The following is a 25,541-nucleotide window of genomic DNA, read 5'->3' as shown; positions in this document are numbered from 1 at the left end:
GGTCAGACGATCCGCAGCAGGTGCGGCGGCTCTGCGACGGGTGCGGGCAGGCGCAGCGGCGCCCGGCCGGGGGTGATGCTGCCGAGCAGCGTGGCCCTGGCGGCGCCGGTGGCGGAGGGGTGGGTGCCGGGCAGGCCGTGGACCGTGAGGAAGCCCAGGACGGCGAAGGCCAGGGCCTCCTTGGCGTCGGAGGGCAGCCCGAGCTCGTCGCTGCGGCGCACCGGCACCCCGGGCAGCTCTTCGCCGATCATGCGCATGAGCACCGGGTTGCGGGTGCCGCCGCCGGAGGCGATGAGCTGGGTGACCCCGTGCGCCCGGCAGGCGTCGGCCACGGTCACCGAGGTCAGCCGGGCCAGCGTGGCCAGGACGTCGTCGGTGGCGGGCGTGGGTACGGCGTCCAGGGCCCGCAGCAGATACGGCAGGTGGAAGTGCTCCTTGCCGGTGGTCTTCGGGGCGGGCCTGCGGTAGTAGGGGTCGGCCAGCAGGAAGCGGAGCAGTTCGGGGCTGACGCTTCCGGCGGCGGCCCGGCGTCCGTCCGCGTCGTAGGCGGCGCCGTCGCCGGTGAAGTGCCGTACGGCCGCGTCGAGCAGGGCGTTGGCGGGGCCGGTGTCGAAGGCCAGCGGCTCGGCGCCGGGCGCGACGACGGTGACGTTGGCGATGCCGCCGAGGTTCAGCGCCGCCGGGGTGCCGGGCAGGGCGCGCAGCAGCAGGGTGTCGGTCAGGCCGACCAGCGGGGCGCCCTGGCCGCCGGCGGCGACGTCCCTGCTGCGCAGGTCGGAGACGACGGGCAGCCCGGTCTCCTCGGCGATCCAGGCGGGCTGGCCGAGTTGCAGGGTGCCGCGGACGATGCCGTCCTCCACCCAGTGGTGCAGGGTCTGGCCGTGCGAGACCACCAGGTCCGCCGCCCCCGCGCACAGCTCCCGCAGGGCACGCGCCGCCGCTTGGGCGAAGGCCTGCCCGATGCCGCTGTCCAGTGCGCAGACGGCCTGCGTGGTCGTGGCGGCCGGTGGCAGCGTGGCGGCGATCAGGGCGCGCAGGTCGTCCGGGTAGGGCACGGAGAGGTGTCCGAGGGGGCGCAGGAGCAGGCTGTCGCCGTCCAGGGTGAGGTCGGCGGCGGCTGCCTCGATGGCGTCGTACGACGTGCCGGACATCAGCCCGATCACCCGCATGGCCCCTCCTGGACCGTCCCCCGCCGGCTCGGCGGACGCAGTGCGCTGCGACTGGGACATGGTGCGTGCCTCCGGGAAGCGTGGGAGAAGGGAGTGGGTGCGGTCCTTGGTCGCCGGCCGGGGGCGGCGGTGCCGTCCCGCCCCCGGCCCGGCCGGACTCAGTCCTGCTGGACGGCCGCCGTGACCCGCCCCTGGCCGGGGCCGGGTTCGCCGTCGGCCGGCCGGGCCTGCCCGGGGTCGGGAGCGCGGTGGAACAAGCTCATCAGACCGCCGACGACCAGGGTGACCACCACGCCGATCGGGACCAGCCACTGCGCGGCGATGGCCGTCGGCACGGTGGCGCCGCCCACGGTCACGTCGATCTTCACCTCGCGCACGATGTACGTCATCACGCCGACCGTCACCAGGAACGCCACCACGGAGTCGGCCTCGCCCGCGCGCCGGACGATCCGGCCGAGCAGGAACGCGCCGAGCAGGGCGCCGTAGGTGTAGCCGGCGATGGTCAGACCGGTGAGGTAGACGTTGCCCGTGCTGGTGCTGAACGCGCAGGCGAAGACCGCCATCAGCGCCGCCCACACCAGCGTCATCACCCGGGCGAGCTTCAGCAGCGACGCCTCGGACGGCGTCGTGCGGAAGAAGCTGTGGATGATGTCGGCGACGGTCGAGTTCGACATGGAGTTCAGCGCCGAGGACAGCGAGCCCATGGCGGCGCCGAGGATGCCGGCCACGAGCAGGCCGGAGACCACCACGGGCAGCCCGTGCAGGATGAAGTTCGGGTACAGGTTGTCGGAGCTGGCCAGGCCGAGCTCCTTGAAGCTCTTGCCCTCGTTGTACGCCCACAGCAGCGCGCCCACGAGGGAGAACGCCGCGAACTGGAGGGTGACGAAGACACCGGAGGCGATCATCGCCTTCTGGCCGTCGCGCAGGGAGCGGGTGGCCAGGATGCGCTGGACGATGAGCTGGTCGGATCCGTGACTGGCCATGGCGAAGATCGCGCCGCCGACGATCGCGGTGGGCAGGGCGAACGGGCTGGTCAGGACGTGCGCGAGACCGAACTCGGTGTCGAACAGCCGGAACTCGCCCGCGTGCAGGGCGCGCGAGTAGCCGGCGCCGCCGACGTGCCCGGACAGGACGGCGATGGCGAGGACCGCGCCGCCCAGGTAGAGGCCCATCTGGATGGCGTCGGTCCAGATGACCGCCTTGATGCCGCCGAGGTAGGTGTAGACGACGGTGATCACGGTGAGCACGATGATGATGACGCGGTAGCCGGCGTGCACGCCGAACTCGTCGAGCAGCAGCTTGATGGGGATCGCGGAGGCGAACAGCCGCACGCCCTCGGCGAGGAGACGGGTGAAGACGAAGGTGACCGACGCCAGCCCCTGGAGTCTCAGCCCGAATCTGGTCCCCAGGTACTGGTAGGCGCTGACGAAGCCGCCCCGCTTGTACAGGGGGATGAGCACGGTGGCCACGACGACGCGGCCGATGACGTAGCCGAGGGCCAGTTCGACGTTGCCGAAGCCCTGTCCGCTGTAGGCGCCGCCGGGCACGCTGATGACGGTGAGCACGCTGGTCTCGGTGGCGACCACGGAGAACGACACCGTCCACCACGGCATGCTGCCCTCGCCGACGAAGTAGTCCTTCGACGTCTTCTGCCGGCCGGCCAGGCGCAGTCCGATCACGGCGATCGCCACCAGGTAGACGACGATCACCACGAGGTCGAGTTGGCGCACGCTCTCTCCTAAGCAACGGCCGGCGGGGAGACCGGCGGGGTGGGGACAGTTGGGAAGGGGGCCGTCCGCCGGACGCGGACGACATGGGGTTCGTGCGGCCTGCGGGAGTCCAGGGCCAGCAGGCGCGCGCCGTCCAGCGGGTCGCCGAGCGGGGGGTGCGGGCGCAGGGGGCGCGGGAAGCCGGCGAGCGTCGAGCGCAGCGGTCCGAGCAGCGGTTCGCCGAGGCCGGTGAGTCCGCCGGTGACGGCGACGTCGAGGCCGTCGCCGCCGATCCGGCGGGCCGCGGCGAGCACGGCCTCACCGAGCGCGGTGGCGGCGTCCCGGACGATCGCCGAGGCCGTGGGGTCACCCGCCGCGGCCGTGCGCGCGACGTCCGGTGCGAAGGACGCGGCGGTACGGGCGGGATTGCCGTCGCGGCCCAGGGCCGGCGGCAGCCGGTCGGGGTCGCCGAAGCGCTCGGTGGCGGCGGCCAGCAGCGCGGTGTCCGGGCCGCGTCCGTCGTGGGCGCGCAGCGCGGCCCGCAGCCCGGCGGCGCCGATCCAGGCGCCGCTGCCCTCGTCGCCGAGCCAGGGACCCCAGCCGTCGACGCGGGCGAACGTGCCGTCGTCCCCGATGCCGATGGCCACCGAGCCGGTGCCGATCGCGAGCACGACGCCGGTACGGCCGCCCAGGGCGCCGGCGTGGGCGGTGACCGCGTCGCTGGTGACGGCCACCTCCTCGGCGGACAGGTCGTCCAGGAGCAGCTCGGCCAGGGCACGGGCCGCGTCCGGCGCGGCGGCGGCTCCCGCCGCGCCCACGCAGACGGCCGACGGCCGGACGGAGGGCTCCCGCGCCAGGAGGGGCCGGACGGCGGCGAGCACGGCCGCACGGGCCGTCGTCACTCCGTCGTCGGTGGCGAGCCCGGGGGCGCCGGGCACCTCGTGGACGTCTGGGGCAGGGCCGGCGCCGTCCCACAGCACGGCACGGCAGCCGGTCTTGCCCAGGTCCACCGCGACTGCTGCTGTCATGCGGCACGCCTTCGTGTGTCCAGGGGATCCGTCACGTCGAACGGTCACAGGGTGGCCAGGAGGCCAGTGGCCGGCGCGGATCGCGGTGCAGCGAGTATCAGAAGGCGAACCTGCGTATGTCAATAAGTAACCTCATCGGGTGAGGTCCGTAAATTTTTGACGTGCCTCGTGGGGCCTGGTTACTGTGGCGCCACCCAGACGGGCGTTCACCCAGGAGGCAGCGGTCCATGGCCGGCCAGAAACCACCCCGCACCCCGGCCCGGCCGGCGGACGAGTCCCCCGCCGGGACCCTGGCGCGCATCCGCGCGGAACTGCCCGCCATGGCACCGTCGGAACGCCGGGTGGCCGATGTCGTCCTGGCCGATCCCGCACAGGCGTCGGAGCTGTCCATCAGCGCGCTCGGCCGGCGGGCGGACACCTCCGTGGCCACGGTCATGCGCTTCTGCCGGACGATAGGGATCACCAACTACCCCCAGCTGCGCCTCGCCCTCGCCGCCGCCGCGGCCCGCGAACACGCCCTCGACGGCGAGCGCCCGATGCCGAGCTCCGACATCAGCGCCACCGACACGCTGAGCGAGATCGTCGAGAAGATCGTTTACAACGAGGTGCGGGCCCTGGAGGACTCCGGGGCCGGGCTGGACATCGACGTCCTGGGCCGTGCGGTGGACGCCGTGGCGGGAGCGCGGCGGATCGACATCTTCGGCGTCGGCGCGAGCGCCTTCGTCGGCCAGGACCTGCACCAGAAGCTGCACCGCATCGGCCACATGGCGTTCATCTGGACCGACCGGCACGCGGCCCTCACCGCGACGGCCCTGCTCGGACCCGGCGACGTGGCCCTCGCGATATCCCACTCCGGGGAGACCGAGGACACCGTGGAGCCGCTCCAGGCCGCCGCCGCACGCGGCGCCACCACCATCGCCCTCACCAACGTCCCCCGCTCCGCGCTGGCCCGCAGCGCGGACCTCGTGCTGACGACCTGCGCCCGGGAGACGCCCTTCCGGTCCGGCGCGACCGTCAGCCGCATCGCCCAGCTCGCCGTCGTCGACTGCCTGTTCGTCGGCGTCGCCCAGCGCGGCTTCGACGCCGCGACCGCGGCGCTGCACGAGACCTACGAGGCCGTCCGCCGCCACAGGCCCCCGCAGTCCGGACGCCGCGCGCAGACCACCGACTGACGGCACGCCCGCCACCCTGTCCCGCTACCCCCGGAAAACACTCCGGCTCCGCCCCGCCGGGGCACACCCGGCCCTGTCCCCGAGCCTCCGGCTCGGAGCCGGAAGCCCCCGGCCCGCCCAAGAACTCGCGTACCGCCCAGGAAAGGAAACGCCGCCATGGACCTCAGCGCTCTCGGCACCGAGACCCGCAACGAGCGGACCGCCGACCTCGACCGCATGCCGGTCGGTGAACTGCTGTCGGTCATGAACGACGAGGACCAGACGGTCGCCCTCGCGGTACGCGGCGTCCTCGCGGAGATCGGCACCGCCGTGGAGGCGATCACCGCGTCCCTGCGCCGGGGCGGCCGGCTGATCTACCTCGGCGCCGGCACCAGCGGCCGGATCGGCCTGCTCGACGCCGTCGAGTGCCCCCCGACCTTCGGCACCGCCCCGGAACAGGTGGTGGGCCTGCTCTCCGGCGGCCCCGGCGCCTTCGTCGTCGCGGTGGAGGGCGCCGAGGACGAACCCGAGCGGGCCGCCGCCGACCTCGACGGGATCGGCGTGGACGACCGGGACACGGTCGTCGGGCTCGCCGCCAGCGGCCGTACCCCCTACGTCGTCGGCGGCCTGGAGCACGCCGCCGCCAAGGGCGCGACGACGGTGTCGGTCGCGTGCAACCGCGACGCGGTGATCAGCCGCTACGCCGACATCCCCATCGAGGTTCCCACCGGGCCCGAGATCCTCACCGGGTCCACCCGGCTGAAGGGCGGCACCGCCGAGAAGATGGTGTGCAACATGCTCTCGACCGCCTCCATGGTCCGCCTGGGCAAGGTCTACGGGAACCTCATGGTCGACGTCCGGGCCAGCAACGAGAAGCTGCTCGACCGCGCCCGCCGGATGGTCGTCCAGGCGACCGGCGCGGACCCCGACGCCGCCGCCGAGGCGCTGCGGGCGGCGGGCGGCCACGCCAAGACCGCCATCGTCATGCTCCTCGCCCACTGCACCGCCGAGGAGGCCGCCCGGCGCCTGGAGAAGGCCGGCGGCGACACGCGCGCGGCCGTGGGCCAGGTCTGAACAAGGCTTACTTCAAGCCTTGACTTAACTGCATGGAATTGCTTGGATCCGGAGCGGTCGCGCGCCGTCGGCACCGTACGGCGCCGACCCCCGACACCCCCGGAGCCCAGGGAGCAGGCGTGAGGCGTCATCTCACCGCACTAGCGGCCGTCGCGACCATGACCGTGTCCGCGCTGGTCGGCGCGGGCCCGGCCGCGCACGCCGACCGAGCCGCGGGCGGACCGCCCGGACACGGCCGGATCGTGACCGGCACCTACTCCACCGGCGCCGCGCGGGCCTGGCTGCCGCTGCCGGAGGTCAGGACCGACACCGACCCCGGCGGCCCGGTCGACGCCACCGTCGTCGCGGACCCGAAGGCCGTCCGGCAGCAGTACGCGGGCGTGGGCTTCTCCCTGGACGAGACGAGCGTGTCCAACCTGTGGAAGCTCACCCCCGCGGAGCGGGAGAAGGCCGTCCGGCTGCTCGTCGACCCCGTGCACGGCGCGGGCCTGGACCGGTTCCGGCTGACGATCGGCAGCCCCGACCTCATCGAGCACCTGCCGTTCTGGTCGGAGGACGACCTGCCCGCCGGCGTCACCGACGACTTCGGGCTGAAGCACTTCTCCATCCGGCGGGACATCGACCTGCACATCATCGACACGATCAAGCTCATCCAGCGCTACAACCCCCACGCCACCTTCTTCGCCTCGGCGTGGAGCGCACCGGCGTGGATGAAGACGAACAACCGGTTCACCGGGCAGGTCGCGCTCAAGCCCGGGAGCGGCACGGAGTACTACCAGGTCGGCAAGTTGCGGGACGACTGCATCGACGTCTTCGCCCGGTACTACGTCAAGTTCGTCCAGGCGTACGCCCGGCACGGCATCCGGGTCGACGCCCTGACCCTGCTGAACGAACCGGGCATGGACGTCGTCTACCCGGCCATGGACATCAGCGTCGCCCAGCAGCAGAAGCTGGCCCTCGCGATCAAGCGGGAGTTCCGGGCCGCCCGGCTGAACACCCAGCTGTACGTCCATGACTTCAACTTCTGGGACTGGCGCGACCCCAACAGCACGGCCACCAAGAACTACCACCGCATCTTCGACGACGCCCCCGACGGCTCGGTGACCGGCGAGCAGGTCCGCGAGGCGGCCGACGCCATCGCCTTCCACCCCTACTGGGGAGACCCGCGCGTCATGCGCGACGCCTACGAACAGACGGGCAAGCCGGTCCAGCTCACGGAGACGAGCGACCTGTCGCCCTCGACCATCCTCGACGACTTCCGCCTCGACGCCGGTTCCTACATCCTGTGGGCCCAGACCACCGACCAGGACGGCGGGACACTGCACTGGACACCGGCCCGGGACAACGACGTCGACTGGAACCAGGTCGCGGCCACCACCAAGTGGCGGGACCGGCTGGTGACGGTGAACACGGCCACGCGCGAATTCACCGTCCGCGACGAGCTGTACCCGATCGGGCAGTTCGCCAAGTACCTCTCGCCCGGTGACGTACGCCTCGCATCCAGTGCCGCCGAGCACGGCATCGGCAACGTCGTCTACCGCACGAAGAACGGCACCTTCGTGGCCGTCCTCGGCAACAGCACCCACACCGACGGCAAGGTCCGGATCACCGTCGCCGGCCAGTCGTTCGTGGTGACGGTCCCGGCGGACTCCTTCGCCACCTACCGCTGGCGGAGCGGCCCCGGCCACTGACGTCAGCGACCGCCCGGGGCGGCGGCCTCCAGGTCGGCGACGCTGCCCGACATGATGGTCCGCACCTGCTCGGTGATGTGCTCCAGGGGCCAGTCCCACCAGGCCACCGCCAGCAGCCGGGCGACGTCCCGGGCGGTGTGGCGGGTGCGGAGGAGGCGGGCCGGGTTGCCGCCGACGATGCCGTAGTCGGGCACGTCGCCGGTGACCACGGCCCCGGTGCCGATGATCGCGCCGTGCCCGATGCGCACGCCGGGCATGACCGTCGCGCCGTGGCCGAACCACACGTCGTTGCCGACGACGGTGTCCCCGCGGTTCGGCAGGCCGGTGAGCAGGTCGAAGTGGTCGGCCCACGAGCCGCCCATGGTGGGGAAGGGGAAGGTCGAGGGGCCGTCCATGCGGTGGTTGGCGCCGTTCATGATGAACCGCACGCCCGTGCCCAGCGCGCAGAACTTGCCGATGACCAGCTTCTCCGGCCCGTAGTGGTAGAGCACGTTGCGCGTCTCGAACGCCGTCGCGTCGTCCGGATCGTCGTAGTAGGAGAACTCCCCGACCTCGATCAGCGGGGACGTCACCAGCGGCTTGAGCAGCACCACCCGCGGCTGCTCGGGCATCGGGTGCAGGACCGTCGGGTCGGCGGGCACGGGCATGGTGGACGGTTCCCCAGCGGTCGACGTGGCACGGACCGCTCCATGATCGCGGTACCGGGTCGTCCCGTACACCGGTTTACTGGGGGGTGATGGCGGTCCTGCGCCATGCCTTCGGGGTCGCCGCGAGCAGGGGAGTGTCGGAACAGATGGATGGGACGCCGGACGGCCCCTGGCCGGGGACCGGGCTGGAACCGCTGGCCGGGCGGGTGCTGGAGTACCTGGTGAGCGTGCCGTCGGCGGACGCCGTCCAGGTGGCGGCGGCGGTGGACGTACCCGGACCGGCGGCGGAGGAGGCCCTGCGGCAGCTCGCCCAGGCCGCGCTGGCGCTGCGCGTCGACGGTGTGACGCCGCGGTGGGCGGCAGGCCCCCCGCGCGCGTCGCTCGGCGCGCTGCTGGCCCGGCGCCGGGCCGAACTGGCGCGCGCCGAGGCCCTGGTGGAGCGCCTGCACGAGACGTACGAGGAGGTGTCCGCGCCGCGCGCCGCGCACCTGGTGGAGGCGCTGGAGCACGAGGAGGAGGTGTCGGCCCGCTACGCCCAGCTGCTGAAGGGTGCTTCGGCCGAGGTGCTGCACCTGGCCAAGCCGCCGTACGTGACCGGACAGCACACCTCCGCCCGGGACGTGGGCGTGGCGGACGGGGTGCGGATGCGGTCGGTGTACGAGACGGACGGTTTCACCGACGCGGTGTCGCTGGAGACGGCGCTGCGCGGGACGGCGGAGGGCGGGCAGCTGCGGCTCGCCTCCCGGCTCCCGGTGAAGCTCGTGGTGTTCGACCGGGCGGCAGCGCTGCTGCCGGTGCGCGGGGACCGGCCGGCGGCGGGCTCCCTGGTGGTGCACTCGCCCGCCCTGGTGGAGGCGCTGGTGGCGCTGTTCGAGAGCGTGTGGGAACGGGCCGAGCCGGTGTCCCTGGCGACCCGGCGCGAGGGTCCGCCGCCCCCGGTGCCCGCGCCCCGGCCCGAGGACCCGGCGCCGGGGAGCGACGCGCGGGCGGTACGGCCGGACCGGCGGACCCGGGAGATCCTGCATCTGATGGCCACCGGGATGAAGGACGACACGATCGCCCGCGTGCTGAAGGTCAGCCGGCGCACGGTGCAGAAGCACGTCAGCGAGGCCGGAGCCCTGCTGGGCGCCCGCACCCGGTTCCAGATCGCGCTGCTGGCGGCGGAGCGGGGGTGGCTGGCGGAGCGGCCCTGACCGTTCGTCCGCCCCGGGCGCCGGTGGCGTACCCCGACGGGACACGCCACCGGCACCGCACGGGTCAGCCGTGGCGGGTCACGGTCGCGCCCCGAGCGCGAAACCCTTCCCCGTGACGCGGTCGTCGTGCACCACGGCCCGCCGGGTCAGTGGTGCGTACCCGTCCGCCGTCGCGCGCAGGGTGTGCACCCCGGGTCCCGTGAACAGCGTGTACAGGCCGTCGCCCACGGCCGGGTCCTCGGGCGTGGCCACCGTGGTCGCGACGGCGTCCGGTGCCGAGGCGTCCTTGACCGTCGCGCCCACGACGCCGTGGCCGGTGCGGGCGTCCTCGACGGTGCCGGTGGTCAGCCCGCCCGGTACCGGCTTCAGCGCCCGGCTCTCCACGGTCACGTCGTCGACCTCCCAGAAGTAGGCCCAGTTCGCGACGAAGTGGAAGCGCAGCCGCACGGACGGCTGCCCGGCGTACTCCCGCAGCGGCACCCGCACGGTGACGTGGTCGGCCTGGCCGCCCGTCTTGGGACCGGCCCACACGTTCTGCCAGGTGGCTCCGTCGTCGGTGCTGGCCTCCACCGTCATGTGCTGCTGGCTGAGGTTGGTGATGTAGCCCGTCCTGAACGTGAGGGCGGCCGACTGCGCGTCCGACAGGTCGTAGGCGGGACTGATGAGCGAGGTGTCCTGGTGCGGTCCGAACGGGCCGCTGTCGCTCTCGATGACGGCGAAGGCACCGCTGCCGCCGGTGAAGTTGCCGCGCTCGTCGGGGTCGTCGAACCGCCAGCCGTTGTCGCTGCCCGCGTCCGACACCGTCCAGCCCTGCGGTGCGGCCGTGGTGGAGTCGAAGCCCTCGGCGTGCTCGGTGCTGTTCAGGTCGTAGCCGACGGCGGTGGCCGCGTCGGGGTCGGCGGTCAGTGCCGCGTCCACCGTCACGGGGCTGCCGCCCAGCTTCACCTCACGGGTGAGCGTCTCGTAGCCGGGGAGGGCGGCCGTGATGCCGAGGCTGTAACCGGCGTTCTGCGGCAGGGAGATGTCGTAGTCACCGGTCACCGGATCGGTCCAGACAGGCGCCTCGGGGGAACCCTCGACGGCGATCCTGGCGTACAGCGGCCAGCCGTGCCCGGAGCCGTCCCGGACGGTCCCGCGCACATGGGTGCGGGGCAGGGCCTTCAGGCCGAAGTCACGGGTCGCGGTCGTACCGTCGGCGATGCCCACGGTGACGGGGGCGGGGGACGCGTAGCCGAACGCCGTGACGGTGAGGCCGCCGACCTCACCGGCGGGCAGGTTCAGCGTGTACGTGCCGTCCGCGCGCGTCGTGGCCACGTCGAGCCCGGAGCCGACGGTGGCGCCGGCGACGGGACTTCCGGTCTTCGCGTCCCTCACCGTGCCGGTGAGGGTGCCGCTCGGACCGCTGCGGAAGGCGGCCAGGCCGGAAGGGGTGCCGAGGCCCGTGGGGCCGTCGTAGCCGGTGCCCGCGGTGCACAGGTAGGCGGTGGCGCAGGTGCCGTTGGACCCGGAGGTGATGTCGTTCAGCCCCGGGCCGTCCGACGCGTACGGGTAGGCGTTGGGATAGGTGCCCGGGCGGGGCGGGCCGGCCAGCGCGTAGGTGGCCGCGATCACCGGAGTGGACGCGCTGGTGCCGCCGTAGCGCTGCCAGCCGGTGCCCAGCGAACCGAACGTCGAGTAGACGGCAACGTTGTCAGCGACCGCGGACACATCGGCGACACTGCGCCCCGAGCAGCCGGTGTCCTTCTGGAACTCCGGCTTGGCCTGGTACGACGCGCAGCCCGAGCCGGGGCCGTAGGAGCCCCGCTTCCACACGGTCTCGTCCCAGCCGCGCGGGCTGTCCGGGTCGGCCGTCAGGTTGGTGCCGCCGACCGCCGTCACGGTGGACAGGGTCGCCGGGAACGAGACGCCGTAGCCGTTGTCCCCGCTCGCCGCGACGATCGCGACGCCGGGATGGTCGTAGGAGGACCCGTACGTCTCCTGGTCCGAGGCGAAGTCCCCTGTGCGGCCGTAGGAGTTGGACACGTACTTCGCGCCGAGCTCGACGGCCTTGTCGACACCGGCCGCGAGCCGGTCCAGGCCGTCGTTGTCCGTCTCCACGAGCAGGATGTGCGCCTGGGGGGCGACGGCGGAGACCATGTCGAGGTCGAGGGCGATCTCACCGGCCCACGTGTCGTTCGACGTGGGGTAGTCGGTGCCGCCGCGCTGGTCGACCTTCTGGAAGCAGCCGTTGGCCGAGGTGCACGGGGGCAGCCCGTACTGGGCGCGGTAGACCGCCAGATCCGCCTCGGCGTTGGGGTTGTCGTAGGCGTCGACGATGGCGATGGTCTGTCCGGCGCCGCCGTCGGCCGGGAGGCTGTAGGCGCTTTGGAGGTCCTGGGGGCCGAGCCCCGGCGGGGTCTGCGCCGCGGCCAGCCGGCGCAGCGGGGGCTCGTCGGAGCGCATGGCGTAGCAGGACGCGTGCCCCTTGGCGGGTGTGCCGCACACGGGGGTCAGGTCGGTGCCGCCGGCCTGGTCGGCGGCGGACGCGGGCGGGGTGACGCCCAGGAGGACGAGGGCGGAGAGCCCGGCGGCCACAAGGCCGTGCCGGACGGCCCGAGAGACGGTTATTCGCTCTCTGCGAAGCGAGGATGACGTCACTTCGTACCTATCGTGAACAGGCCCTCGGTCGAGGGCCGACTTCCGGCCAATTAGCGGCAACCACGTAACGGCCTGTCAATACACCTTGTGTTAACGGCAGATGAGCCCAGCTCACAGCCCGGTTCTCACTTGCGCAGAAGCACGGAATTCCCTCGCCCGCCGCTTGTCCGGCCCCCGTTCAGGAGTTCAGAATGACGCCGGAGCCGAATTCCAGGAACGGGTGGGAATTTCGGTCAGCCCGCCCGTTAGCGGTAGTCACGGGGCGACATTCCCATGACCCGCTTGAAGGCGACGCTCAACGCGCTCTCGGATCCGTAGCCCCCGGACCGGGCGATGGCGGCCGGCGTCTCGGTGCCGTCCCGTAGCTGCCGGGACGCGAGCTCGACGCGCCATCGCGTCAGGCACTCCAGCGGTCCCTGACCGACCCCGTCCTTGAAGCGTGCGGCGAGGGTCGACCGGGAGACCGCACCGGCGCGCGCCAGATCGGCCACCGTCCGGGAACGCGCCGGGGCCTCGTGCAGGGCGCGCAGTGCCGCGGCCACCGCGGGGTCGGCGAGACCGGCCGGCCACCCGGACACCGCCCGGGGCTCACGGGCGAGGTGGAAACGCGGCACATGGATCAGCATGACGACGGCGCGGTGTTCCGCCATCAGCGTCGAGGCGGACGGTCTGTGCGGCAACTCCCGGTCGGTCGCGGCGAGCGCCCCCTCCACGGCCTCCGCCTGGCTGGTCCCGGCAGGCACGTGGACGACCGGCGGCAGAGTGTCGAGCCGGGGCCGGCCCGGTGCGCGCCGAGGCACTCGACCTGTCGGATCCGGCCTCGGTCGACACCTTCGCGCGGACAGGGCGAGGGCCGCTCGGCATCCTCGTCGCCAACGCCGGGATCACGGCCCTGCCCACGCGGACCGTCACCGCCCGCGGCCGGGAGACGCAGCTCGCCACCAACGTCCTCGGGAGCACTTCGCCCTGGCCGGCGCACTCCACGCCCGCCTGCGCGAAGTCGGCTCGGCCCGCATCGTGTCGTCAGTTCCGGCGCACACCGCAGCGCGCCCTTCGACTTCGACGACCCGCACTTCGCGCGGCGCCCGTACGACCCCTGGACGGCCTACGGGCAGTCCAAGTCCGCCGGGGTCCTGTTCACCGTGGCCGCCCGCCGCTCGGCGGACGACGGGACCACGGCCAACGCGCTCAACCCGGGCCACATCCTCACCGCCCTCCAGCGTCACCGCTGCTGACGGGTGTGACCGGCCGGTACTTCGAGGACAACCAGGAGGCCCGGGTCGTCCACGGTGACGAGGAACGGCCCGGTGGCGTGGCCGCCCACGCCCTCGACCCGCGGGCGGCGGACCGGCTCTGGGAGTACGCGGCCGACGCCCTCCGCCGAGCGCCCCGCGGGGCGCTGTGGCGCGCCGCGTTCAGCCGAGGTGGGTCAGCTGGAGCACGGTGATCGTCTTGAGTGTCTCCCCGACGAGGAGGAGGGCGAACGCCTGCCGGGTGACGAGCGCGCGGACGACGCCGTCATCCTCGCCGTACGGCTCGGTGGCGCCGATCGGGTCGTGGCAGGCGTCGGCGAGGGCGAGGGTGAGTTCTTCGCTCGCCGCCGTCGGCATCGCCTCGTGGACGGCTTCTGCCACCTGGTCGTACTTGAGCCGATAGGTCACATGGCCTCTCAGGGTTCGAGCACCAGTCGTGGTCGCACGAACCACTGGACGGCGACAGTGATTCTGCCCGACCCAGCGTAGCGAGCCGGAGACCGGGCGTGGCACCGGACGGCGGATCAGGCGGCGCCGCGCGCGCGGATGCGCTCGGCTTCGGCGAGGACCCGGTCCGTCGCGTCGACCCACTCGCCGGCCGGCTCCTCACCGCGGGCTTCGGCCGCGGCGATCTCACGTCCCCGCCGAACCGCGGCGACGGTGTCCTTGGCGATGCGCTCCCAGCGGGCGAAGACCCGCAGCAACTCGTGGGCGGGCGCCCGGTTGATCTCACCGAGGAATCGCTGGGCGAGAGCGGGGTTGCCGAGGGCGTCACGGATGGACTCGATGGTCCACGGCTGCTCGCTCATCCCGGCCTCCGAGGGAGAAATTGTCACCGCCGCTTTCAGAGTATCGGGTCGGCGGTATCCGTCTGATACGGCCGACCGAGATTCCTGTCCGAGATCTGCTGACGGGGATCTGCTGTCCGAGATCTGCTGTCTGCGATCTGGTTTCCGCGATCTGCCCTTGCGCGACCTGCTGTCCGAGCTCTGCTGACGGTGATCCGCTGACCGTGACCGCTGTCCGCGCGGAGCGGTCGGGGCAGCGGGCGCCGGCGGTACGGCTCGGCACCCGCACCGCCCGCCCGCCCGTTCAGACGATCGACTTGATGGTCTTGTCCGCGTACCGCAGCGTCTCGTCGATGGCCTTGTCCATCTCGCGCAGAGCGTCGGGCTTCGCCGTGAGGAGAGCACTGACATTGATGCTGCTCACGGCGATGAGGCAGCCCGCCACGGTGAGGAACTCCTTGTACCGTTCCTGCCCCTCGTGCCCGAGTGATGTCCAGTCCCGGGGCTCCGGCGGCAGACTCACCCTCCACCTTTCGAGGGCGTGGGTGCCGTGGACGCTGACGTATTCCATGATGGCCGTGGCGCGATGCAGTACGTCGGTCATCGTGCCGAAGCCTTGCTGTGACTGATCCAGAGCGGCCTCCGCCACCTCGACCTCGGTTCGGAGGCGCTCCTCCTCCTTCTTGGTCCGGCGCTGCCTCAGGACGTAGAAGCCGGCTGCCGCCAGCGCTGCCGCCGGGGCGGCGACCATGCCGGTGAGCAGGAGGATTCCACCCGCCATGCCCGCACCGCCCGCAGCCAGCGTGCCTCCTCCGAGGAGGGCCAGGGTCGCGTTGGTCGCGGCAACCCCGGACAGCGTCGAAATGGCTGTTCCGGTGGAGGCGGTCCCGAACAACGCGGCGGCCGTGAACGCGCCGTAGGCCGCGGCGCCGCCGGCCGCCGCCCCGACCGCGCCTACGGCGGCTCCGACCGCGCCTACGGCGGCTCCGACCGCGCCTACGGCGGCTCCGGCGGCGGCATCGCGGATCGCGTTGGCGATCCCGGCGGACATGGCCTCGACCCGTATCGCGGCAGGGGTTCCACCCGTGCTCTCGATCTCCTCCTCGCTCGGCCTCTCCGGCTCGGGCGCCCCGCTGATGCTCTCGGCCAGCTCCACGAACCTCAGGAAGAACTCGTCGCGCGCGGTGTCATGGACCTGGTTGAACGCTTCCCCGAGTTCTTGGGTGATCTTCGACCGCTGGGCCACCTTCTCGTTGATCTCGGCGTGGCGCCTTTTCGTCTCCGCGACCTGGTCGCGCAACTTCACCGGCCGCTGACCCCGCCGGTCGGCGAGAGACCTGGTCCGGTCCTCCGCCTCCTGCACGAGTTGCGCGGGAGTCAGCCGGAGTGCGAGGGCGATGGCGGCCAGACGGTGCTCCCCGGGGCTGACGAGCCCGCGCTCGATCCGGGAGATCGAGACCGCGCCGCCCTTCCCGTAGTCGGCTCGCTTGGCCAACTCCTCCTGGGTCATCGGGGGTTTCCGGGCCTGGCGGTGCTCGCGGATCACGAGGCCCATCGCCTCGGCGCTGAAATCATTCACCGGTACCGGTCCCCTTGGTCAGCGGGCTGTGGCGACGCCAGGAGGCCCGAGCCTCACGTACCAGCTCACCACCGGAGCGGAAGGCCTGGGCGCTGTCTTCCGCGAACTGCTTGGCCGCCTTGACGACGGCCGGGTCGCGCCGCACTTCGTCGGCGGTCTGGATGTTCTGGGCGGCGGTGAGGGCCAGGTGGGCGAGGTTGAGGCGAGCCATGGCGGTGGACCTTTCGTCGCTGATGACGCCTGCGCGTGCCCAACATAGCGTCACTTAGTGTTCGGCGTTCGCACTATGGCGACACCGACCGCAACGGCGACACGCTCGGCGTCCGAACCGCCGGAGCCGACCGGCCGGCAGCCACCGCCACCGGACCCGTCAGCCGCATGTGCTGGACGCGGCGGACATGTCCGGTTCTCGTCATTCCGGGTTAATTGCCTGGACTGAGAAACTCCGCGGACGGGAGACTTCCCACTTCCCAACCTCCGGGAGTGTGATGGGCACAACAGATACGCGAGGGCCGACCCCGGGCAGGAGCGCGGTCGTTCTGGCACTGCGCCGCTACGGCCGGGAACTGCTGCGACTGCGACCGCTGACCCTGCCCGCACTGCTGTTGCCGGCCGTGGGCAACATCGGCATCCGCTACGTCGCCCCCCTGCTGATCGCCAAACTGGCAGGACAGGCCGCCGGTGAAAGCGGTCTCACCCTCGGCTCGGCACTGCCGTACGTGCTGGCCTTCGGTGTGACGCTGCTGCTCGCCGAGGCCGTGTGGCGGGTCGGGCAGCACTGCCTGAACCGCCTGGACGCCCTCGGCATGGAACACCTGTACGTGAGCGGCATGGACGAACTCCTGGCCAAGGACGCCGCGTTCTTCCACGACAACTTCGCCGGTTCCCTGACCAAACGGGTGCTCAGCTTCGGCAAGCGCTTCGAGGACTTCGTCGACACGGTGACGTACCGGATCGTGGGCAGTCTCGTCCCCCTGGTGTTCGGTTCCGTGGTGCTGTGGAGCTACGAACCGATGCTCGTCGTCGGCCTCCTCGTGATGATCGCGCTGACCGTGGTGGCCGCGACGCCTCTGATCCGCCGCCGGCAGAGGCTCGTCAACGACCGTGAGGCGGCGATCGCCCGGGTCTCCGGCCATGTCGCCGACAGCCTCACGAACATGGAGACCATTCGGGCGTTCGCGGCGGAGCGGCGGGAGGCCGACGAACACCGCAGCCGGGTCGCGGACTCCCGGCGCCTGACGCTGAGGTCGTGGGACTACGGCAATCTGCGCGTCGACACCCTGGTCGCCCCCATGTCCGTGCTGACCAACGTGCTGGGTCTGCTGGTGGCCGTCGCCTTCGGCGGCTCGGGCCAGGGCGTCGAGGAGATCGTCGTCAGCTTCACCTACTACTCCAACGCCACCCAGATCATGTTCGAGTTCAACCAGATCTACCGGCGTCTGGAAAGCTCGATGACCGAGGCCGCGCAGTTCACGGAGCTGCTGCTGGACCCGCCCACCGTGCTCGACCCGACGGAACCCGAACCGCTCGCACCGCGGGACACGGCCATCCGCTTCGAGGCGGTGACCTTCGCCCACGCGGGTGCGAAGCCGATCTTCCAGGGCCTCGACCTGGATGTGCCCGCAGGCGCGAGGATCGGTCTGGTCGGCAGGTCGGGCGGCGGCAAGACCACCCTCACCCGACTCCTGCTGCGGATGTCGGACATCGACGGCGGACGCATCCTGATCGGTGGTCAGGACATCAGCCGGCTGCGCCAGGCCGACCTGCGCTCACTGATCGCCTACGTCCCGCAGGAACCCGCCATGTTCCACCGCAGCCTGCGGGACAACATCGCCTTCGCCCGCCCCTGCGCCACCGACGAGGAGATCCGCGCGGCGGCCGTGGCCGCGCACGTCACGGAGTTCGCCGACCAACTCCCCGACGGCTTCGCCACCCTGGTGGGGGAGCGGGGGGTCAAGCTCTCGGGCGGCCAGCGCCAGCGCGTCGCCCTCGCCAGGGCCATCCTGCGCGACGCCCCGGTCCTGCTGCTCGACGAGGCGACCAGCGCGCTGGACTCGGAGAGCGAACTCCTCGTCCAGGACGCCCTGTGGCGGTTGATGGACGGACGCACGGCCCTCGTGGTCGCCCACCGCCTGAGCACCGTCGCCGGCATGGACCGTCTCGTCGTCCTCGACCGCGGACGCGTCGTCGAGCAGGGCTCCCACGAGGAACTGCTCGCCGCGGACGGCGCCTACGCCAGGCTGTGGCAGCACCAGTCGGGCGGCTTCCTCGGCGAGAGCACCGAGTCGGCTCCCGGACGCCCGGTTCCGGAAGCCGGTCCCGCCGGGCCGTCCGGACCGGCCGGCCCGGCGCCGGACGGGGGCCGCAGGACGGCGTCGCCCGCCCGTACGAGCCCCGGGTTCCCCTGACCGACTCGACGTCCGGACATCCCCGACCGCGCCCGACGCCCCGCGCCGAGGCCCCGGCGAACCGGAGCACTCCCGTCGCCGGGCGGCCGTGAACCCGGTCCGGCGCAGGGGCGCCGGTGCGGGCCGTGGCGTCCTCCACGGTCACGTCCGGTCTCCACGAGGGCCAGGCCGTGCTCGGTGACGTCGAGGATGCCGAGGCCGGTGACGACCCGGTGGACGTACCGTTCGCCGGTGAGCGGCGGCGTGCACGCGTGCCGGACCGCCGACCGCGGTCCCGCCGGCCTCAAGGACCGAGTGCCGGCCGGTCGGGCGGTCCGCTCGCGGCACCGAGACGGCGGATCGGATCGGGGGACGTGGCGTCACGGCCGGCCGCGCCGGGGCGACCCGCGGCCGGCGGCGGCAACGGATGCGGGACCTGGCGGTTCCGGCGGGCGGCGGCCCGACCGGCACGGACGGCTACGGCTTCCCGGCGTCCGTCCGGTACGGCGGGAGCGGCGTGCGGAATCCGTCCGCCCGCCTTCGCCGCCTCTGCCGGCCCCCGCCTCAGGCGAGGGACAGGAAGAGCTTCTCCAGCCGGGCCCTCATCTGCTCCCGCTCCCCGGCGTTGGCGAGTTCCGAGTCGCCGAGGCACTGCTGCAGGCCGGTGGCGATGACCGCGAAGCCCGCCTTGTCCAGGGCGCGGGAAGCCGCGGCCAGCTGCGTGACCACCTCCTCGCAGTCCCGGCCCTCCTCGATCATTTTGATCACGCCGGCGATCTGCCCCTGCGCTCGGCGCAGCCGGTTGACCACGGCCTTCAGCTCGTCCGCCGCCATCCCCAGTTCCACGATCCACTCCTCCCTCATACCCCTGCGGGTATCGTACGCCCCCGAGATACCCCCGGGGGTACCGTGTTACGGTCTTCGATATACCCCGGGGGGTAATTCTGAGGAAGGAAGTGCCCGATGTTCTTCGTCGACACCATCGAGCTGGAGGGGCTGGGCAACCGCAGCTACCTGGCCGGCGGCAGGCGCACGGCCGTGGCGGTCGACCCGCCGCGCGACATCGACCGGGTCCTCGCCGCAGCCGCCCGGCGCGGGGTGCGGATATCGCACGTGGTGGAGACCCACCTGCACAACGACTACGTCACCGGCGGACCGGAGCTGGCCCGGCTGACGGGTGCCGCCTACCTGGTACCGGCCGGAGCACGCGTGTCGTACGCCCGTGTGCCGGTGGCCGACGGCGACGTGGCCGAGGTCGACGCCGGGCTCGCGCTGCGGGCGGTCGCCACCCCGGGCCACACCCCGCACCACACCTCCTACGTGCTGGAGGACGACGGCCGGCCGGTCGCCGCGTTCACCGGCGGTTCCCTGCTGATCGGCACCGTGGGCCGTCCGGACCTGGTCGAACCCCGGCTCACCGAGCGACTGGCACGCGCCCAGCACGCCTCGGCGCACCGCCTGGCGGCCGAACTGCCGGACGAGACGCCCGTACTGCCCACGCACGGCTTCGGCAGCTTCTGCTCCTCGGCCCAGGCCGCGGGCGACGCCACGACGATCGGCGAGGAGAAGGCCGTGAACGCGGCGCTCACCACGGACGTGGACTCCTTCGTCACCCGCCTGCTGGCCGGGCTCGACGACGTCCCCGCCTACTACACACACATGGGACCGGCCAACGCCGCCGGGCCCGCACCGGTGGACCTGACCCCGCCGGCCGTCGCCGACGCCGAGGAGATCGCCGCCCGGCTCGCCGCCGGCGAGTGGGTGGTCGATCTGCGCAGCCGCATCGCGTTCGCGGCCGGCCATGTCGCCGGCTCCTTCAACTTCGAGGCGGACGGCAAGATCGCCACGTACCTGGCCTGGATGATCCCGTGGGGCAAGCCGGTCACCCTGCTGGCCGAGACCCCGGAGCAACTGGCCGCCGCACAGCGCGAGTTGGTGCGGGTCGGCATCGACCGGCCCGAGGCAGCCGCCACCGGCACGCCGGACCGGTGGGTGCCGGAGGGCGGGCGGCCGGCCTCCTTCCCGCGGTCCACGTTCGCTGCTCTGGCCGAGCGGGGCACGGACGGCGTCGTCGTCCTCGACGTCCGACGCGCCTCCGAACGGGCGGCCGGACACATCGAGGGTTCCGTCCACATCCCGGTCCACCGACTGCACCAGCGGATCGGTGAGGTGCCGGCGGGCACCGTGTGGGTGCACTGCGCCGGCGGCATGCGCGCCGCGATCGCCGCCTCGCTGCTCGATGCCGCGGGCCGTGACGTGGTGGCCGTGGACGACGGCTTCGGCGCCGCCGCCGGGGCCGGACTGACCGTGGTCACCGGCTGACCCCGCCACCCCTCGTTCTTCCGGCCCTTGAGAGGTTGAGTGATGTCAATGTCCCGGCGCGGTGGAGACCGCGTCCGTGTCACCGTCGGCGGAGCCCTGCGACGTACCGGGGGCGAGGACGCCCGCGCCGTCCTGCTGGACGTGCGCGAGGACCACGAGTGGTCCGCCGGACATGCGCCCGGCGCCGTCCACGTCCCGCTGTCCCGGCTGATCGCGGGGACGGCGCTGCCGGCCACGGCCCCCCACCCGGTGGCCGACGTGCGCGGGAACAGCGGTCAGACCATATGACCGGCCTGGTTCTCGCGCTCCTCGCGGGTGCCGTCGTGGGCCTCGCCCTCGGCGGCCTCGGCGGTGGCGGCAGTGTCCTGGCCGTACCCGCCCTGATCTACCTCCTCGGCTTCACCCCGGCGCAGGCGACCACGGCGAGTCTGGTCATCGTCACCCTCACCTCGGTCACGGCCCTGACCGGGCACGCCAGGGACGGCAACGTGGCCTGGCGCACCGGGCTGCTGTTCGCCGCCGCGGGCGTCGTGCCCGCGACGCTCGCCGGGGCCGCAGCCGGGCGCCTGCCGCAGCCCGTGCTCACCGCGGCCTTCGCCGTCATAGCGGGGACGGCGGCCCTGCGCATGCTGCGCCCCGCGCGGACGGAGCCGTCCGGCCATGTGCACCCCGGGAAGGCCGGCGCCGCCGGAGCCGGGCTCGGCGCGGTGACCGGCTTCCTGGGCGTGGGTGGCGGCTTCCTCGCCGTACCGGCGCTGGTCGGCGTCCTGGGCCTGGCCATGCGCACCGCCGTGGGCACCAGCCTGCTGGTCATCACGATCAACTCACTGGCCGCGCTCGTCGCTCGCGGCGGCGCCGGGACACACCTGGACTGGGCGGTGACGGCACCCTTCACCGGGGCGGCGATCCTGGGCGCCTGGGACGGCAAACGCCTGGCGAGGAAGACCGAGGGCGAAACGCTCCAGAAGGTCTTCGCCTGCGTCCTGCTCGCGCTGGCCGCGTTCATGCTCGTCGACGTCCTCGTATGAGCGAGTCGGAGCCGCCGACTGAGCCCGTGAGTGCCGTCGAGCCGGGAGGGCCGGGGAGCCCCTGGACGCCCCCGCACCACGACCGCACGGACGCCCCCGCACCACGACCACACCGACGCCCCCGCCCCACAACCACCGGCACCCCCACACCACACGGAGAAAGGCATCCGTCATGACCGCCCCCACCATCGTCGACCCCCGCCAGGCCCACGCCCGCCTGCACGAGCTGACCGTCATCGACGTCCGTACCCCCGGCGAGTACGCCGGTGGCCACGTGCCCGGTGCCCTCAACATCCCGCTGGACCAACTCGACCGGGCCCTGCCCGACATCCGCACCGCCGCCGAGCGGGGCGACATCCTCGTCGTCTGTGCCTCCGGCGCCCGCTCGGCGAACGCCTGCCGCGTCCTCGCCGGGAACGGCATCGCCTGCGCCACCCTCGCCGGAGGAACCACCGCCTGGACCGCCGGGGGCTACGACACCCACCGGCCCGAGGCCACCACGAAGGCCGCCTGGAGCATGGAACGCCAGGTCCGGTTCACCGCCGGTACGGTCGTGCTGCTCGGCCTCCTGCTCGGCCTGGTGGTCCACCCGGCCTTCCACCTGCTGTCCGCCGGCATCGCGGGCGGCCTGGTCCTCTCCGCCCTCACCAATGCCTGCGGAATGGCGGCCATGCTCGCCAAGCTGCCCCACAACCGCCCCCGCCGGGCCGACCTGGATGCCACACTCGCCCGGCTGCGCGGCACCGCCGAGCGATGAGCCGTCGGGCCATGTCCCCCCTGCTCGGCCACCCGCACGGGTGCACCTGGCGCGCTCCGGTCGACGACGCCCCGCACCGGCTCCTCACCGGCCGTGCCGCCCTCGCGCCCCTCGTTCCCCGCCCGGCACCCGCCGGTGGCCCGGCACCTTCCGGCGGACGGCGGCGTGCCGATCGCCCCGCCCCCGTGGATGATCGTACGGAGAGGAGGCCGGATACCGGCTTGTCCCACAAGGGACCTGATATGCCCCGGCCTCGTTCGTCACCGCGAGGGAGACACCTGTGATGCGCTCGATCATGACGGGGACGGCCGCTGGCCTGCTGGGCGCCGCCGCGCTGTCCCTCGGGGCCCCGGCCCCCTCGTTCGCCGGTACGGACGCCGCCGCCCGGTCGTCGCTCACCTACTGCGGCGTGGACAAGGCCACCGGGCTGGCGGTCTGGGCCGAGCCGGCCGGGTCCTGCGCCGCCGCGCTGGAGGTCGCGAGCGCCTACACCAAGGCCGCGTCCAGCAAGGCGGGCGCGCCCGCCACGATCCTTGTCGGGGCGACCACCTGGACGTGCCAGGAGCACCAGGGCGACCCGAACCCCTACCAGGAGTGCGTCACGAGCGACAGCGGCGGCCGGGCCGGCGGCCGGGTCGTTCTCACCTCCTGAGACTGTTCCCCGACGAGGAACGATCATCGCTCACCCCGCCGTGGCGAATGGCTCGAACCTGCTGTTCAATACATGAATCGACTGATTGACGTCGATCAAGGCTTGGGGAGAGAGACATGACGACGGGATCCGGCGCCGAGGCCGAGAAGCAGATCCTCGGACGCATCACGGAAATGATCAGCCAGGAGAAGGACCTGCGGGACCGTCTGGCGGACCACGACATCGACCAGCCGACCGAGCAGGAACGCCTGGCGCGGCTGGAGACCGAGCTCGACCAGTGCTGGGACCTCCTGCGGCAGCGCCGGGCCCGCGCCGCCGCCGGCCAGGACCCCGAAGGGGCCGAGGTGCGCCCGGCGTCGCAGGTGGAGCGGTACCTGTCCTGACGACCGGCATGTGCTCGTCCGCCCCATGCCCCCACCCCTGGAATGAACGCCCCACCTGTCGCTGTTGCCCCGGAAGTGCCGGTACGGCACGGAAATCGGCGCGAGGTGGAGATGAGCACGGATGAGCATGGCGTTCGCACCCGACGACCTCTCGGGCCAGACCGCCTGTGCCGGCTCCCGCTCACCGCTGCGCCACTTCCTGCGGACCGAGACCGGTAGCGCCGCCGTCCTGGTGACGGCGGCGCTCGTCGCGTTGCTGTGGGCCAACGCGGCCCCCACGGGCTACGCGTCGTTCTGGGAGACGCACCTGTCCGTCGGGATCGGCACCCACGGACTGTCCCTCTCGCTGCGGGAGTGGATCAACAGCGGACTGATGGCGCTGTTCTTCTTCGTCGTCGGACTGGAGGCGCGCCGCGAGTTCGACATGGGCGAGCTGCGCGACCGCCGGCGCCTGGCCCTGCCGCTCGCGGCCGGGATCAGCGGCATGGTCGTACCGGTCGCCCTCTTCCTCGCGGTCAACGCGGGGCACTCGTCCGTACACGGCTGGGGGGCGGCGATGTCCACCGACACCGCCTTCGCCCTGGGCATGCTCGCCGTCGTCGGGCACCGGTTGCCGAGCGGACTGCGGATCTTCCTCCTGACGATCACGGTGGTCGACGACTTCGTCGCCCTGGGTGTCATCGCCGTCGCCTACAGCGAGCACGTCGACGTACCGGCGCTGCTGGTCGCGGTCGCGGTGTTCGGCGTCGTCCTGCTCGTCCGCGCGCTCGGCGTGCGCCGGGGCCTGGTCTACGCGCTGCTGGCGCTCGTCGCCTGGGTCGCGCTGCTGGAGTCGGGCGTCGATCCCGTGGTCATCGGACTCGCCATGGGCCTGATCACCTACGCGTACCCGGCGGCACGCGCCGACCTGGAACACGCCACGGGCCTGTTCCGGATGTTCCGCGAGCAGCCGACGCCCGAGCTGGCACGCTCGGCGCAGGCCGGCCTCGCGTCCGCGATCTCGCCCAACGACCGGCTACAGGGCCTGTACCACCCGTGGACCAGCTATCTCGTCGTCCCGCTGTTCGCCCTGGCCAACACCGGTATCCCGCTCGATGCCGACCAACTGGCGCGGGCGTTCACCTCGCCGGTCACGCTGGGCATCCTGCTCGCGTTCGTCGTCGGCAAGCCGCTGGGCATCCTCGGGGCGTCCGCGCTGGCGTACGGGGTCAGCCGGGGGCGGGTCCGGCCGCCGGTCGGCTGGGGAGCCGTCGCGGCGGGGGGCGCCCTGGCCGGGACGGGCTTCACCGTCTCGCTGCTCATCGCGACCCTCGCGTTCCGGGGGACACAGCTGGCGGACGCCAAGATCGGCATCCTCAGCGCGCTGGTCGGCTCCTTCCTGATCAGCCGGCTCCTCACCGCGGTCCTCGCGATGCTGCCGCGCCGGCTGCGGCAGCGGGCGCTGCTCGGCGACGCCGAGACGCTCGTCGACCTGGCGGTGCCGGTCGACCCCGACCGCGACCACGTGCGGGGGCCGCGGCACGCGCCGGTGACCGTCGTGGAGTACGGCGACTACGAGTGCCCGTACTGCGGACAGGCCGAACCGGTCGTCCGTGAGCTGCTCGGCGACTTCGGCGACGTGCGGTACGTGTGGCGGCACCTGCCCCTGACGGACGTGCACGTGCACGCCCAGCTGGCGGCCGAGGCGGCGGAGGCCGCGGCGGCGCAGGGCCGCTACTGGGACATGCACGATCTGCTGCTCAGCCACCAGGGCGAGCTGCGCCTCGGCCATCTGCGCAACTACGCCGACGCCCTCGGGCTGGACGCCGAGCGCTTCGACCGGGACCTGCGGTCCCACCGGGGCGCGGCGCGGATCGCCGAGGACGTGGAGTCGGCGGACCTCAGCCAGGTGGCGGGCACGCCGACCTTCTTCGTGAACGGGCGCCGGCACCACGGGGCGTACGACATCGGCAGCCTGTCGGCGGCGGTGCGGGCGGCCCGGGAGCGGGCGGCGATCGGGGCCCGCGGGGGGCGGTGAGGGGCGGGAATGCATCGGGGGGTGGTGGTGTTGTGAGAACCGTCTGACATGTTCGAGTCAACAGGCTCGGGCGGTT

Annotated in this window: 22 protein-coding genes and 2 pseudogenes; 13 read left to right on the top strand and 11 right to left on the bottom strand. The window is 72.8% G+C overall.

Going from position 1 to position 25,541, the window contains the following annotated elements; translation table 11 throughout:
- Window positions 1–2 precede the first annotated feature (2 nt).
- From IE273_RS25865 to IE273_RS25855, 3 genes are all read right to left on the bottom strand, one after another.
- On the bottom strand, window positions 3–1,169 hold the full coding sequence (locus IE273_RS25865) for an anhydro-N-acetylmuramic acid kinase (RefSeq protein WP_189817571.1): 1,167 nt from the start codon (window positions 1,167–1,169) through the stop codon (window positions 3–5).
- Window positions 1,170–1,327: 158 nt separating this feature from the next.
- Window positions 1,328–2,899 carry a sodium:solute symporter gene (locus IE273_RS25860; protein ID WP_189817570.1) on the bottom strand — a complete coding sequence of 524 codons (1,572 nt, stop codon included), beginning with the start codon at window positions 2,897–2,899 and terminating at the stop codon, window positions 1,328–1,330.
- 8 nt (window positions 2,900–2,907) lie between these two features.
- Window positions 2,908–3,906: an N-acetylglucosamine kinase gene (locus IE273_RS25855; protein ID WP_189817569.1), complete on the bottom strand. Its 999-nt coding sequence runs from the start codon at window positions 3,904–3,906 to the stop codon at window positions 2,908–2,910.
- 227 nt (window positions 3,907–4,133) lie between these two features.
- On the opposite strand from IE273_RS25855, the gene IE273_RS25850 reads away from it, so the two are divergent.
- From IE273_RS25850 to IE273_RS25840, 3 genes are all read left to right on the top strand, one after another.
- Window positions 4,134–5,078, top strand: coding sequence for a MurR/RpiR family transcriptional regulator (locus IE273_RS25850; protein ID WP_189817568.1), 945 nt, complete (start codon window positions 4,134–4,136; stop codon window positions 5,076–5,078).
- 156 nt (window positions 5,079–5,234) lie between these two features.
- A complete protein-coding gene (murQ, locus tag IE273_RS25845) occupies window positions 5,235–6,131 on the top strand; it encodes an N-acetylmuramic acid 6-phosphate etherase (protein WP_189817567.1) in 897 nt (298 codons plus the stop codon).
- Between the two features lie 119 nt (window positions 6,132–6,250).
- Window positions 6,251–7,822, top strand: a complete 1,572-nt coding sequence (locus IE273_RS25840; protein WP_229887539.1) for a glycoside hydrolase family 30 protein — start codon at window positions 6,251–6,253, stop codon at window positions 7,820–7,822.
- Between the two features lie 2 nt (window positions 7,823–7,824).
- Here the strand turns inward: IE273_RS25840 and IE273_RS25835 are convergent, their stop codons facing one another.
- The gene (locus IE273_RS25835) at window positions 7,825–8,469 is read right to left on the bottom strand and encodes a CatB-related O-acetyltransferase (protein ID WP_189817566.1); all 645 of its coding nucleotides are present in this window, start codon (window positions 8,467–8,469) and stop codon (window positions 7,825–7,827) included.
- A 146-nt stretch (window positions 8,470–8,615) separates the two neighbouring features.
- On the opposite strand from IE273_RS25835, the gene IE273_RS25830 reads away from it, so the two are divergent.
- Window positions 8,616–9,662 (top strand): helix-turn-helix transcriptional regulator, encoded by a 1,047-nt coding sequence (locus IE273_RS25830; protein WP_189817565.1) that lies wholly within the window; start codon window positions 8,616–8,618, stop codon window positions 9,660–9,662.
- 78 nt (window positions 9,663–9,740) lie between these two features.
- Here the strand turns inward: IE273_RS25830 and IE273_RS25825 are convergent, their stop codons facing one another.
- Complete coding sequence (locus tag IE273_RS25825; RefSeq protein WP_189817564.1) at window positions 9,741–12,236, bottom strand: choice-of-anchor J domain-containing protein; 2,496 nt, start codon at window positions 12,234–12,236, stop codon at window positions 9,741–9,743.
- 308 nt (window positions 12,237–12,544) lie between these two features.
- Window positions 12,545–13,069: pseudogene (locus IE273_RS25820) on the bottom strand (helix-turn-helix transcriptional regulator); the annotation flags it as partial.
- 2 nt (window positions 13,070–13,071) lie between these two features.
- Here IE273_RS25820 and IE273_RS45245 point away from each other — a divergent pair.
- Window positions 13,072–13,746: pseudogene (locus IE273_RS45245) on the top strand (SDR family NAD(P)-dependent oxidoreductase); the annotation flags it as partial.
- On the opposite strand, the gene IE273_RS25810 reads toward IE273_RS45245, so the two are convergent.
- From IE273_RS25810 to IE273_RS25795, 4 genes are all read right to left on the bottom strand, one after another.
- Window positions 13,715–13,960 (bottom strand): hypothetical protein, encoded by a 246-nt coding sequence (locus IE273_RS25810; RefSeq protein WP_189817563.1) that lies wholly within the window; start codon window positions 13,958–13,960, stop codon window positions 13,715–13,717. The pseudogene IE273_RS45245 and the gene IE273_RS25810 overlap by 32 nt on opposite strands.
- 116 nt (window positions 13,961–14,076) lie before the next feature.
- Window positions 14,077–14,361: a hypothetical protein gene (locus IE273_RS25805; protein WP_189817562.1), complete on the bottom strand. Its 285-nt coding sequence runs from the start codon at window positions 14,359–14,361 to the stop codon at window positions 14,077–14,079.
- Between the two features lie 283 nt (window positions 14,362–14,644).
- Window positions 14,645–15,919, bottom strand: a complete 1,275-nt coding sequence (locus IE273_RS25800; protein WP_229887532.1) for a helix-turn-helix domain-containing protein — start codon at window positions 15,917–15,919, stop codon at window positions 14,645–14,647.
- Window positions 15,912–16,130, bottom strand: coding sequence for a hypothetical protein (locus IE273_RS25795; protein WP_189817561.1), 219 nt, complete (start codon window positions 16,128–16,130; stop codon window positions 15,912–15,914). Before IE273_RS25795 ends, IE273_RS25800 begins: the two co-directional genes overlap by 8 nt.
- A gap of 277 nt (window positions 16,131–16,407) precedes the next feature.
- On the opposite strand from IE273_RS25795, the gene IE273_RS25790 reads away from it, so the two are divergent.
- Entirely contained in the window at window positions 16,408–18,327 is a 1,920-nt protein-coding gene (locus IE273_RS25790) for an ABC transporter ATP-binding protein (RefSeq protein ID WP_189817560.1), read from the top strand.
- A gap of 543 nt (window positions 18,328–18,870) precedes the next feature.
- Here the strand turns inward: IE273_RS25790 and IE273_RS25785 are convergent.
- Window positions 18,871–19,152 (bottom strand): metal-sensitive transcriptional regulator, encoded by a 282-nt coding sequence (locus IE273_RS25785; protein WP_189817708.1) that lies wholly within the window; start codon window positions 19,150–19,152, stop codon window positions 18,871–18,873.
- 117 nt (window positions 19,153–19,269) lie between these two features.
- Here IE273_RS25785 and IE273_RS25780 point away from each other — a divergent pair, with 117 nt between their 5' ends.
- From IE273_RS25780 to nhaA, 7 genes are all read left to right on the top strand, one after another.
- Window positions 19,270–20,628, top strand: coding sequence for a rhodanese-like domain-containing protein (locus IE273_RS25780; RefSeq protein WP_189817559.1), 1,359 nt, complete (start codon window positions 19,270–19,272; stop codon window positions 20,626–20,628).
- Between the two features lie 42 nt (window positions 20,629–20,670).
- Complete coding sequence (locus IE273_RS25775; protein ID WP_189817558.1) at window positions 20,671–20,916, top strand: rhodanese-like domain-containing protein; 246 nt, start codon at window positions 20,671–20,673, stop codon at window positions 20,914–20,916.
- Window positions 20,913–21,656: a sulfite exporter TauE/SafE family protein gene (locus IE273_RS25770; protein ID WP_189817557.1), complete on the top strand. Its 744-nt coding sequence runs from the start codon at window positions 20,913–20,915 to the stop codon at window positions 21,654–21,656. The genes IE273_RS25775 and IE273_RS25770 overlap by 4 nt, the downstream gene beginning before the upstream one ends.
- 172 nt (window positions 21,657–21,828) lie before the next feature.
- On the top strand, window positions 21,829–22,413 hold the full coding sequence (locus IE273_RS25765) for a rhodanese-like domain-containing protein (RefSeq protein ID WP_189817556.1): 585 nt from the start codon (window positions 21,829–21,831) through the stop codon (window positions 22,411–22,413).
- A gap of 283 nt (window positions 22,414–22,696) precedes the next feature.
- The gene (locus IE273_RS25760) at window positions 22,697–23,065 is read left to right on the top strand and encodes a hypothetical protein (protein WP_229887530.1); all 369 of its coding nucleotides are present in this window, start codon (window positions 22,697–22,699) and stop codon (window positions 23,063–23,065) included.
- Between the two features lie 116 nt (window positions 23,066–23,181).
- Complete coding sequence (locus IE273_RS25755) at window positions 23,182–23,448, top strand: DUF2630 family protein (RefSeq protein WP_189817554.1); 267 nt, start codon at window positions 23,182–23,184, stop codon at window positions 23,446–23,448.
- Between the two features lie 121 nt (window positions 23,449–23,569).
- Window positions 23,570–25,465, top strand: a complete 1,896-nt coding sequence (gene nhaA, locus IE273_RS25750; protein ID WP_189817553.1) for a Na+/H+ antiporter NhaA — start codon at window positions 23,570–23,572, stop codon at window positions 25,463–25,465.
- Window positions 25,466–25,541 lie beyond the last annotated feature (76 nt).

It is taken from the genome of Streptomyces olivaceoviridis (assembly GCF_014650115.1).
Classification (GTDB): domain Bacteria; phylum Actinomycetota; class Actinomycetes; order Streptomycetales; family Streptomycetaceae; genus Streptomyces; species Streptomyces olivaceoviridis.
This window is presented reverse-complemented; position numbering and strand designations above follow the sequence as displayed.